This window comes from Candidatus Saccharimonadales bacterium (assembly GCA_035945435.1).
Lineage (GTDB): Bacteria > Patescibacteriota > Saccharimonadia > Saccharimonadales > DASZAF01 > DASZAF01.
Genome location: DASZAF010000014.1, coordinates 19,797 through 31,461, shown reverse-complemented (window position 1 = coordinate 31,461; position 11,665 = coordinate 19,797). Strand labels below are relative to the sequence as shown.

The window sequence follows — 11,665 nt, the reverse complement described above, 5'->3', positions numbered from 1 at the left end:
ACGTCCTCCTAGAAATTACGCGGCATGACGTTCGTGGTGGCTCAGGTAACGGTACGGGTGCGGTTGAGATGGTAGATATTGTCCACGAGGCCAAGAATCATGTTGCAAAAATGGCAAAACAACGTCAGGTATCACTTAGTGTTGATACGGTACCAGTCAAAGCTAAAGGCGATAAGGCCAGTCTCGTGGAGCTGCTGGTCATCTTTCTGGATAATGCTATCAAATACAGCCCAGAGGGTAGCAAAGTTCACATCGGACTTTCACGCCAAGGTCACTACGCTGTTGTCACCGTTTATGACCATGGGATAGGTATTGGTAAAGAAGATCTTGAGCATATCTTCGAGCGCTTCTATCGAGCCGATCAGTCTCGTTCAAAGGAAAAGACAACAGGCTTCGGGCTTGGATTATCGCTTGCCAAACTGATTGCAGATCGGCATGACGGGCGGATCGTCATAGAAAGTGATGTTGGCAAGGGTACCCTCGTTCGATTACAGCTGCCGCTGGCAACGGATCTCAAGCCAACTCAATCAAAACGCTGATTTGCGCTTACCCTCGGTAGTACTATATGATCAGTAGTACTATGCAACGAGCCATACGTGCGGTCAGTCGATCAGTGCGACGTATTAAACCAATCGCCGTCGTGACTGGCCTCATTGCCATCTTCCTTATCCCTGGTACACTTGTCTGGCTCTATAACTTACGTACGCTCCAATATATTCTGTCTATCGGTGATTTGGCTATGACTACTAAGCTTAATATCATCTGGTCGGCATATACTAGTAGTTTTTATTACTTCCATGATCCGATCGTACTCACGCGAGCCATCTTTGCCGTAGTGGCAGGTATCGAGATGGCAGTTATCATACATGTTAAAAACAGCGACGGCACTCCCATTCATTGGGGACGAAATAAGATCATGCTCTTCATTGCTTCGCTCTTTTTAGTCGGCGCAGTCTCCTCACTTGTCACTTCGTATTCAGCGGTTACCCTGACGACGGATACCATGGCCGTGCTTCTTGGTGTGATGGGTAATATTGCAGCGACTCTCTTTGTTATCTATATCTTAGCCTCACAGGCCAAGAGCATCTTGTGGCAGCCAAGGAAGAAGTAAGCCCAGTTATCTAAACTTCGTCTGGGGGAGGTACTAGTCGGAGGCCACTGCCTGCCCGTGAAAGGCCCTCGTCCGGTCGCGGTCGCCAAAAAGGAGGGCGAGCATCGATGACGCTGAGTGATACATCCAGATGGCGCAGTGGGTCTGGGTACATATCCATCTTCTCTTGAGCTTGAAGTGCGATAAGCTCGCATCTTTCATGGGCAAGGGTCGGCATACCGGGTGTTTCAATGGCCGCTACGGCGGCGTGACGACCGAGCGAACGGGTACAGATACGCCAGCAGTCTTGAGCGTCCTGTAGCCGCCCCACTGATTCTGCGAATAAGCCGGGCTGTCCCCACGAGACACCGAACACCATTCTACCGCGCTCGCTATTAAACCGTACTACTCGAATAGGTACACTTTCAAGGTGGTAAGCCCGGCGTGCGATAAGCGTGTTGGCTCCTTCAATCACATCCATAGCTACCAGGCCGTTGAGGACCATCTGCGCCAAAACACCAGCCTCGCGTAACTGAATAAACTGACCAACTTCGGTTGCGGTCAGCTTGACTCGTTCAGATCGTGGGTCACCCGGGAGATAGAGTGGACCGTAGCCCTCGTACCTAGGCATAATAGATTATTATAAAATAAGTTACCTACTAGCACAATTTAAGTCTGTACGTACTCTGGTATACGTGGTAGAATAAGCGTAAGAGATTAAGGGAGCCCACCTCTTCAATGTGGGTCTGTTTTATGAGAGACGCTCGCCATATTCGTAACATCGCCATAATTGCTCACGTCGACCACGGTAAGACGACGCTTCTTGACGGTCTCTTGAAGCAGTCGCATATATTTCGTGATAACCAAGATGAGATGAGCCAAGTACTGATCATGGATAGTGGTGACCAAGAGAAAGAACGTGGCATCACCATTACGGCTAAGCACACGGCGATCGAGTACGATGGCTATACTATAAACATAGTCGACACACCAGGTCATGCCGACTTTTCGGGTGAGGTAGAACGGACGCTCACGATGGCGGATGGTGTTCTTCTGATCGTAGATGCTCAGGAAGGCCCAATGCCACAGACCAAATTTGTTCTACGCAAGGCACTCGATATGGATCTGGTGCCGATCGTCATTATCAACAAGATCGACAAACCAAACCGCCGCATTAGCGAAGTTGAAGATGAAGTAGCCGACCTTTTCCTTGAGTTGGCTACACATGAGAGCCAGTTACATTATCCAACCTACTATTCGATCGGGCGTGACGGTAAGATCTGGGATTCAATGCCCTCAGACACAAGTGAGAAAGCCGACCTGACGACCCTCCTTAAAGCGATTGTCGAGATTATACCAGCTCCGGAAGTTAGCGGAGCAGACGAGCCTTTTCAGTTCCTTATCACAGCCCTCGGGTATGACAACTTTCTTGGTAAACAGGTTATCGGTCGGCTGAAGAGAGGCCATATACGAAGAGGCCAAGAGGCAGCTCTTATCAAGACCGATGGCACTAAAGTCTCGACTAAGATTGAGAAGATCTTTGCCAGCAAGGGGCTCGGTAAGGTGGAAGTTGACGAGGCGATTGCCGGCGACATTGTGACACTGTCGGGTATCGAAGGCGCCCATATCGGTGAGACTGTAGCCGATTCAAAGCTGCCGGAAGCACTACCGGTTATCTCGGTTGAATCTCCAACACTAAAGATGTATCTTGGCCCCAATACGTCGCCTCTCAAGGGCAAGGAAGGGCAGTTTACGACTGGCCGCCAGATTGGGGATAGGTTAAGGCGCGAACTTGAAACGAACGTTGCACTTCGCGTTGAAGAGCAAGGTATAGGGTTTTCTATCAGTGGCCGTGGCGAATTACATCTCAGTGTTCTTATTGAAACGCTTCGCCGTGAAGGCTATGAATTTGAGGTTGGTCGACCACAGGTTGTAACAGCCGTTATCGATGGCGTCACACAGGAACCAGTCGAAGAGCTTTTGATCGAAGTCCCTGACGAATTCGTTGGAGTTATCAACCAGGAGTTGGGTAAGCGACGAGCCATCCTGAAGAGTCAGTCTTCAACCAACTCGGGTTCCAGCCGATTTACCTATGCTATAACAACCCGCTCGCTTCTCGGTCTTCGAGGCCAGCTCCTGACGTCTACCAAGGGGACTGTTATCACGCACAGTCTCCCCGACGGATATCAACCCGTAGGTCCTGCGCCCATAAATATCCGAAACGGTGCCTTGATTGCCACTGAAGCCGGGCCGACGACTGCTTTTGCGCTCGACATTGCTGAAGCACGCGGCGAACTATTCGTCGGACCAGGTACGCAAGTCTACCAGGGAATGATCGTGGGTATTAACAACCGCCAGGAAGACCTTGACATGAACGTCTGCAAGGGTAAGCAGTTGACGAACCTACGTAGCTCTTCTTCTGAGGGAACGATTCAGCTTACACCATACACTCGTCTTAGTCTCGAACAATATCTCGACTTCTTAGCGGATGACGAACTACTTGAAGTTACTCCAGAAAACCTCCGACTCCGTAAGCGCCATCTCAATCCGACCGAGCGAAAGCGCAGCCACCAGAAAGTCCTCTTAGCGAAAGAAGTCTAGGGATTTTAACTCATTGGGAAGAAACCCCTTCTCATGCTCGAAGCCTGCCGACCATTCGTAACCCTGGTTGTAGCCGAGGTCTTTCATCAGTTTGGTAGGGGCGTTGCGCAGATGTAGAGGAACTTGCGCATCAGGGTATTCCTCGGCAGCCTTCAAAGCCTTTCCCATGACTTTCGTGACTTCTCTGGACTTTTTGGCTTTGGTGAGGGCGATGGCGCAGTGAAAGAGGCTGAACTGACACTCAGGCAGGCCAACCCGCTCAACCGCCAGGAAGGTTGAGACGGCAAGGCTGACTGCTCCATTGCCCGCAAGGCCTATGTCTTCACTGGCGAAGATTACCATACGACGTGCAATGAACTTAGGATCCTCGCCGGCTTGTAGCATGCGGGCCATGTAGTAGGTAGCAGCCGTTGGGTCGCCGCCTCTCATGCTTTTTATGAACGCAGAGATGATGTTATAGTGCGCCTCGCCATTTTTGTCGTAGTGTGGTGATCTTTTTTGGGCAACGGTCTGAATGATCTCGGGCGTGATCTTGCCTTTCGTTGTCTGCAGGGCAAGCTCGAGATTACTAAGAGCAACTCGAGCATCGCCATCGGCTAGGCCAACGAGCATCTCTGTCGCTTCTTTACTAACTCGAGATGTGCTTTTCTCGGCTTTGATCGCGTTGGCAATTATCTTCCGCAGGTCATCGGCTGAGTGCGGGTTTAGAACTACAACCCGGCTCCTCGATAAGAGCGGGCCAATAACCTCAAAACTAGGGTTCTCGGTGGTCGCCCCGATTAGAGTTAGGAGCCCACCTTCAACATATGGCAGGAAGATATCTTGTTGGGCCTTATTAAAGCGGTGGATCTCGTCAACGAAAACGATCGTTGGCTTACCTTGAGCTTGATTCTCCATCGCTCGTTTGACGACCTCACGGATGTCCGCCTTACCCGTGCTAACTGCGCTGAGCTCAGTAAAGTCGGCGCCTGTCTCGTGAGCTAAGATTCTAGCGATCGTCGTCTTACCGCTCCCTGGCGGACCCCAGAGGATCAGGTTGACTGGTTGTTTGCGTTCAACGATAACCCCAAAGAGCTTCCCTTTACCTGTCAGGTGGTCCTGACCTACGACGTCATCGAGTTTTCGCGGCCGCATTCGTTCGGGAAGTGGCTTTTCCATACCATCATCATGCACCGTGGGAGTGTCAAGGGCAAGCTCCGGAGACTAGGTTGAGACTTGATTGGCAGCTATCTTGGTGCGGTGGCGTGTACCTTGCTCTAAGAGTGCGAGCGGGAACCAGACCATCCAAGTTGACTGCAGAATGATGAATACTCTTTGTGCGCTGAAGCCCACGAGCGGGAAGTAGATCCCAAGAAAGAAGCCGAATACTCCGACCAGAACGGTCGCCAGGACAAAGAGCGTGTAGACAGGTTTATGTTCAACCTCACGCTTCTTCCAAAGCACCCATAGGATCATTGCCACCAGGAACCCGCCTGAGTTTAACGTGCTGGCACCACCGTGGATGAGTACTTTGGTGCTGATGTGATGGATAAGGTACTGAACGGTCGTCGACTCAAGTCGGGCGCTAAGTGGAGTGAGGGCTGCGATGATACCTCCAAGGCCGCCTAGAGCGAAAGCCAACGTCCCAAAATGTGCGAACTGGTTAAGCGATGGCTTTGCTCGTATGTAGAGCCAGATAGCAAGAATAAGAACGGCCGATCCGCCGACTACATCTAGCGTATTGAAGAGAAAGGCATGGTGTTGCCCTTGCTGACCGAGGTCGCTGACGAGTCCTCTGAAGAGCATGTGCCGGTTATAAAAGTAGGCAAGTGGCCACGATGCATTAGCAATGGCCCCCGTAAGAGCTAGTGGCCAAACGAGTGTTTTGGCCTTTTTCAACCTGCGCAACTTATTGCTGGTCGGGTCGATGCTGACCGCGGTGTTAAGGGCACTGGCGACCTGAACGAGTGATTGCGGCGGGTAATAGAGGTAGCGTGGTTGCCAATCAGGTTCGAATTTACCCTTGAATTGTTCTAGCCCACCGAACGAATAGACGCCACCACCAAATCGCTTGATGATAGATAAGGCGCGTTCACTGGCGCTATGTTTTTTTTCTTCCGATACGTCAGCAAGCGGAACGAAGCCCAAGTTAAACATCTCAATCTGCTGGTCGTTAAGACTGAGAATCAAGCGCATGAGCAGGAAGTGCATAGCAACCTGCGAAACCTCCGGGACAGAGCGCATGTGATCGATGGTGCGTGCTTTACCAACAAAGCTAGGAACGACATTTGTGTAGGCGATGACGCGACCGTCAGCGTCCTGCAATGTTGCCACCACACAGCTACGGAGATATTCTTCGTCAAAGTAGCCCATCGCAAAGGTGTATTCATGCCGGTTGTTATGTCTGAGCCAGCTCGCCGACACCTCTCGGAGTTGACCGATCTGTTCGTCAGTTAAAGGTGCCTGCCAGAGACTAAAGTGAAGGTTCTCTCGCTCAGCTCTATTCTTGACGTATCTGAAGTGTTTATTACCTTGAGTCTTAGCCGCAAACTCCGGGATACTGACAACGGCTTCCTGGCCTATCGCCAACTCTTTTAGGTCCATCGACTCGTAAAGAGTCCGTAGGCGAGAATCGCTGTGGACAACCGTTAACCGCCAGCTGTTGACCGCACAATATTCAGAAAACTCCTTAACCAACTCCTCTATATGATCTGGGTTACCGCTTGGTCCATCGAGCACAATGGCAGTGCTGCCGACGAGTTTATAGGCTACAAACGCATCACGATAGGCATTGAAGAAGTAGTGTTTGTCGCGGGGCCATAGCTTAAAGTAATCCTCGGTTGAGTCAGACCACTTATCCAGTATCTCTTCAGCTACATGGCGTTCGTATGGTAGTGCTCCAACGCGGAAACGGATGGGCCTAAAAAGAGCCGTGAAGACGAGAACAAGTGACGTATCTGTAGCGGCGTTGAGGGTCTGCAAAAAGAGCCGGGCATGCTTACTATGCGTGACAAGTGTGTAGTCACCAAGTGTAGCCATCTGTCTTAGCGTGTATTCCATGGCTTCATCGACAGAGAAGATGTGATGGAATTCAGCTTTTCTCAAAAGCAGGAAACCGATTGTCCCATAAACAAAGGTGACGCCTAGGAGCATCGTTGAGACAAGGGCAATTCTACGGAAACTGACGCTATCATTCTTAACATCATAGAGGTGACGGGTCAGAAGTAGAATTGCTAAGACGCTGGCATACAAAAAGAGCTGGCCCATATGCTTGAATCTGACAAATTCGGCACCGATCAAGATGACAAGAATAGTGACAGTCAGATAGTAGGCGCTGAATTTACGGCGAGCCAGCTGCTGAGCGAGATAGAGAAGGGCGAGGCCTAAAGCGATATCAAGGACTCTCGAAGCAAGTATCGGATTGGCGTCGACGTAATAGATCGTATGAGCGATTTTGTGCGGTACTCGCTGCGACAGCGTCTCCAGGATGGCACCGATACCGGCTAGACGCACTAACCATGCGACAAGCGATACCCTGAGGGAAGTCTGACTTCGGGGTTCACGGGGAATACTCATAGACACTTGCCTCTACTATACGTCAAACAAAATACTGCTACTACCATCATACCGTACGTCTTTTCGTATCTGACCGTTATAATCAGGCATGAAGAACTACTAACTGCTTAAGGAGAACTGGCCTATGCGCTTTAAACTACTACGAAAAGATAAAGAAGTTGGTGATGTAACATCGTTCGTGTTTGAGCCCGAGCAGCCTGTCTCCTGGGTGGCTGGACAGTATATGAGGGTTGAGCTTGACCACGAAGGTGACCCTGAAGATCGACTTGAGTTTGAGCACTGGTTCACGATCTCGGCACCTCCATACGAGAAACACCCGGCTATTACGACTCACGTGTCGCAGAGTACGTTCAAACAGGCGCTCGATCACATACCAATTGGCGGGGAGATTACGGTTGATGGTATCGAGGGTGATTTCATCTGGAGGGAGAGTGCTCTGCCCCTTGTCTTCATCGCGGGGGGGATTGGCATAACCCCAGTGCATTCCATCCTTAAGCAACGCGTCTACGACAACGAACCAGTTCCTGCGATACTGGTCTATGCAAACAAAGAGAGAGACGTTGTCTTTGGTGACGAAATTGAACACTGGCGGATGAGCCATCCAGAGCTCAAAGTTCACTATGTGATTGGTGAGCGACTGACCCCTGAAAAATGCCACGAGCTGGTCCCGGGTTTAAACGCTTCCCAGGTTTATATAACCGGCCCACAGGGTATGGTTGACGCCATAGGTGTGGGTTTGATGAAGGCAGGACTAGAAGAATCACAGCTGACTCGCGACTGGTTCCCAGGTTACACAGACTACTAAACTTTATCTCTAGACCTATCTCTGTACAAAACGTAAGCAGTTCGCTATACTTTGAGACAAGACGGCGAGGTGCCGTAGATCACCAAAAACAAACAGGGAGTAATCAGTTTGAGGGAGTTTCCCTCGAACTATAACGAGCTATGTACGGGGAGCGCCCCTCATTTAGCCGCTATGACGAAGAACACAGAAAAGTTCGTCGGCTTGGTATCCAGCACGGACTTGTTTTTGCAGCTATCGTCGTTGCTGTCGCGAGCGCTCTCTTACTATTCAGCCAGTCGCATGTTACTTCAACCAATGACTCATTCCACCCTGAGGCTCTTCGTGTCCAAGAAGTACGTCGCGCAATTACGGACAGGATGAGCCGTGACATATGTGGTGTTCCCCTTCCAGGTCATGCCCACTGTCTAGCCCAAGAGTCAATCAATAATAACGGGACGCCTCTAATCAGTAAGCCATCGCAGGTCAGTGGCTACGGACCAGCTCAGTTTCATACTGCCTATAACTTACCGTGTGCTCCAGGGGGCAGTGTCCAATCGATCTGCTCAACACCAGGCAGCTTTGGACCGCAGACGATAGCGATTGTTGATGCGGGCGGATTTGAAGGTGGTGTGAGCAATCTTTATACCTCGGTCGACGACTATAGCCAAAACTATGGTATCCCAAACTGTGATGCGACAAATGGCTGTCTTGACGTCGTCAACCAGACAGGCGGGGCTAGTCTGCCTGCTGCTTTACCGCAGAATAACTACGGTTGGACGATTGAGATGGCTCTCGATGTAGAGACGGCACATACAATCTGTCAGACATGCAAGATTGTGCTTGTCCAATCTAACGACGACCAGAGCACCAATCTAGCTACGGCCAACTCTGAAGCTGCCACGTTCAGCCCGGTCTCCATATCTAACAGTTGGAGTGGGGGTGATGACTCCAGCCTTGATAGTCATTTTGAATTCAGTAACATTGCCGAGGTAGCAGCGACTGGAGACACAGCTTCGGAAGGAGCAAGCGGAGCGCAAGCCTGGCCTGCCGACAATCCCGATGTCGTAGCCGTCTCAGGTACAACGCTAGCGGTTAATGTAGATAATACTTGGGCTAGTGAGACAGTCTGGGGAGATTCCGGTGGGGGCTGTTCAAGTTATAGTGCCCCGGCATGGCAGACAAGCTACTCTGGCTGGAGCACCAATGGCTGTGGTTCGAACAGGGCATTTGGTGATGTCTCAGCCGATGCCGATCCAAACACAGGTGCTGCAGTGAACGTGGATGGTTCATGGTATCTTGTTGGTGGTACATCTCTAGCCACTCCCATAATTGCCGGTATCTACGCACTGACAGGGGGTGTCGCAAGTAACACGGTTGCCTCGAGCGTCCCGTATACGTATTTCAACGGTTCAAACTCCCACGATATCACCAGTGGTAACGACTGTCAGTCTGGCCAAACCCAGCACTGTACTGCCACGACTGGCTTTGATGTGCCGAGCGGGCTTGGCTCACCAAATGGTCTCGGTGGCTTCACCTCTCTACCCACTCAGCCGGTTGTGACCACGACGACCGTTGATACCACCCACGTCAACCTTACATGGACCGCTAGTACGGCCAGTGCTGGTATCAAGGGATATAACGTTTATCGAAATGGCACAGAGATTGCCGTAGACCAGACCGCAACCAACTTTAGTGACAGCGGACTTGTAGTGAACACTTCGTATCAGTATCAGGTAGTAGCGATTGATAACGCCAACAACCTTTCGTTGGCCGGCACGGCGACAGGTTTTCCAGCCTACCCCGCCGACATCAACTTAGATGGGCACATTAACCTTCTTGATTTGAGTATCTTGGCGAGCGAATATGGAGAGGCGGGTCCAAGCCTTGGGAGAGCAGACATTAATAAGGATGGGGTAGTCAACCTTCTTGATTTGAGTATCCTAGCAGGTGCATATGGCAGTGAGTAAAAAATTGCGAAAGACGATCCAACATAAGACGTTGATCGTCGCACTGGTGGTGACCACTCTTTGCGCGGTTGCTCTGTATTGGTCAGTCTATACACACACCTCACAAGAACCGCACCCTTCCGTTTCTCGTCAAAGCGAAAAGCCTCCCGTACTCACAAAGAAGCCGCTTATGGCCGGAGGTGTCGTGGTACCCGTTCAGTGGCAGAGCAAGGCACGCTCACTGGGCTACTACTGCCCTTCATGGAGTGCCAAGCCAGGTGAGATTGAGCCTGATGTCTGTATTCCTATAAATAAGTAATCTTAAGCGTGAGACTTGCCGTGGTGAGGCAAGAAGGCTGAGGCGTAATGCTCGAAGTTGCGTCGGTTGTTGGATAGAATGAGCATGATGAAGCGCCAAGCCACTAATAGGATAACGACAAGAAGAGTAATAAATAAGTACGTTCCCCAAGAACTATGCTTCGGTTGAACGTAGCCACTGAGGACTATGGCATTTGTCTGTGTTGGTGCCGACTGGACGCCGTCTTTGGCGGTTGCAACGTTATTTAGAACGTATGTCGGTTGTGAGTACGTGTGACCCGAAGCAGAATAATCTACATGATGTAGCCCAGGAGCGACATCTGTAAAGGTTGCTACTCCTTGAGAGTTAGTCGTTGCCGACATTGGTGTTGAGTGGAGAGTTACCACTTGGCCTACGAGTGGTTTATATTTGCTATCGAGAACGGTCACAACTACTGTGTAACCCTTTGTGGTCAGGCTTTTCAGGCTGCTCTCTACGTAGTTCCCGCTGTCATCTTTAACGACCATCTTATAGTAGTATGTCGTTCCTGGCGTAAGGCCCTGGCCGAAACTAACCGAACCGCTCTTACCAAAACCGGTCGGCGTCGTAATAAGGTTTAGATCGTTCTTGCTTGTGCCGAAGATGATGTAGCCTTCAACCGGCACATTGGCTGAGAATTTAATAGAAGCAGCTTGAAATTGGACATCAGTTAAGTCAGATGTAACAAGTTTTGGTGGAATGACTGGGGTGGCGGGAGTTGGTACAGGCGTTGATGGTGTTGTCGTCGACGATGTCGATGAGGAACTCGTACTACTTCGTGAAGAGCTATGACTTGTAGATGATGAGCCGCCTGACGATCCACCACCGCCACCTCCTGATTGCTGAGGCGGGGAAGTGAAGCTGATGGTAGCACCACTAGCTCCCGGATCTGTGTAGCTGCCGTTATAAGCGGCGTTCTGTCCTGAAACGCTGAGGGACGTACTCCCACTTCCTGCGAGAGCCGTAAAGGTGATGCTAGCAATTAGCGAATCGCTGCTTGTGCTGCTTCCGAGCATTGCGCACGCAAAAGAGGTGCCAGTATCTACTGTACAAGTCGAAAAAGCACCGATACTTGAAGAGTCGTACTGCAGGGTTGAAGAATCGTAACCGACTGTCGCTTGGACGGCATTGACAGCCGTGCCTGGGCTGATGCGAAGTTGGACGGTTATGGCATTGCCAGATTGCACACTCGCGCCAGACGGTGAGATGTATACAACACCACTGCCAGCATGAGCGTGGCCTGGGTATAACCCTGCCACCAATTCCACCACCAGAACCAACAAAACAGTGAATATTTTTGTTTTCATTTTGGCTGATTACTGTAAGCATTATATACCCTATATGCCAGATGG

At 50.7% G+C, this 11,665-nt stretch carries 10 protein-coding genes; 6 read left to right on the top strand and 4 right to left on the bottom strand.

Annotated elements, in window-relative coordinates; genetic code table 11:
- Together VGS28_01580 and VGS28_01575 are read left to right on the top strand one after the other, a co-directional pair.
- Positions 1 to 539 (top strand): sensor histidine kinase (locus tag VGS28_01580; GenBank protein ID HEV2412479.1); only part of this gene is annotated, 539 nt, incomplete at its 5' end.
- 41 nt (positions 540 to 580) lie between these two features.
- Positions 581 to 1,111 carry a hypothetical protein gene (locus VGS28_01575; GenBank protein HEV2412478.1) on the top strand — a complete coding sequence of 177 codons (531 nt, stop codon included), beginning with the start codon at positions 581 to 583 and terminating at the stop codon, positions 1,109 to 1,111.
- A gap of 10 nt (positions 1,112 to 1,121) precedes the next feature.
- Here VGS28_01575 and VGS28_01570 read toward each other — a convergent pair whose 3' ends face one another.
- Positions 1,122 to 1,721 (bottom strand): hypothetical protein, encoded by a 600-nt coding sequence (locus tag VGS28_01570; protein HEV2412477.1) that lies wholly within the window; start codon positions 1,719 to 1,721, stop codon positions 1,122 to 1,124.
- A 122-nt stretch (positions 1,722 to 1,843) separates the two neighbouring features.
- Between VGS28_01570 and typA the strand changes: the two genes are divergently transcribed.
- Complete coding sequence (typA, locus tag VGS28_01565) at positions 1,844 to 3,691, top strand: translational GTPase TypA (protein HEV2412476.1); 1,848 nt, start codon at positions 1,844 to 1,846, stop codon at positions 3,689 to 3,691.
- On the opposite strand, the gene VGS28_01560 is transcribed toward typA, so the two are convergent.
- Together VGS28_01560 and VGS28_01555 are read right to left on the bottom strand one after the other, a co-directional pair.
- Complete coding sequence (locus tag VGS28_01560; protein HEV2412475.1) at positions 3,674 to 4,849, bottom strand: replication-associated recombination protein A; 1,176 nt, start codon at positions 4,847 to 4,849, stop codon at positions 3,674 to 3,676. The two genes, typA and VGS28_01560, sit on opposite strands and share 18 nt — an antisense overlap.
- 45 nt (positions 4,850 to 4,894) lie before the next feature.
- Positions 4,895 to 7,246: a phosphatidylglycerol lysyltransferase domain-containing protein gene (locus VGS28_01555; GenBank protein HEV2412474.1), complete on the bottom strand. Its 2,352-nt coding sequence runs from the start codon at positions 7,244 to 7,246 to the stop codon at positions 4,895 to 4,897.
- 124 nt (positions 7,247 to 7,370) lie between these two features.
- On the opposite strand from VGS28_01555, the gene VGS28_01550 reads away from it, so the two are divergent.
- The 3 genes from VGS28_01550 to VGS28_01540 all read left to right on the top strand — a co-directional run bounded on the left by VGS28_01550 (position 7,371) and on the right by VGS28_01540 (position 10,295).
- Positions 7,371 to 8,051, top strand: coding sequence for an FAD-dependent oxidoreductase (locus tag VGS28_01550; protein ID HEV2412473.1), 681 nt, complete (start codon positions 7,371 to 7,373; stop codon positions 8,049 to 8,051).
- A 140-nt stretch (positions 8,052 to 8,191) separates the two neighbouring features.
- Positions 8,192 to 9,997 carry a dockerin type I domain-containing protein gene (locus tag VGS28_01545; GenBank protein ID HEV2412472.1) on the top strand — a complete coding sequence of 602 codons (1,806 nt, stop codon included), beginning with the start codon at positions 8,192 to 8,194 and terminating at the stop codon, positions 9,995 to 9,997.
- Positions 9,984 to 10,295: a hypothetical protein gene (locus VGS28_01540; GenBank protein ID HEV2412471.1), complete on the top strand. Its 312-nt coding sequence runs from the start codon at positions 9,984 to 9,986 to the stop codon at positions 10,293 to 10,295. Before VGS28_01545 ends, VGS28_01540 begins: the two co-directional genes overlap by 14 nt.
- A gap of 2 nt (positions 10,296 to 10,297) precedes the next feature.
- Here the strand turns inward: VGS28_01540 and VGS28_01535 are convergent, their stop codons facing one another.
- A complete protein-coding gene (locus tag VGS28_01535; GenBank protein HEV2412470.1) occupies positions 10,298 to 11,620 on the bottom strand; it encodes a cohesin domain-containing protein in 1,323 nt (440 codons plus the stop codon).
- Between the last annotated feature and the right edge of the window lie 45 nt (positions 11,621 to 11,665).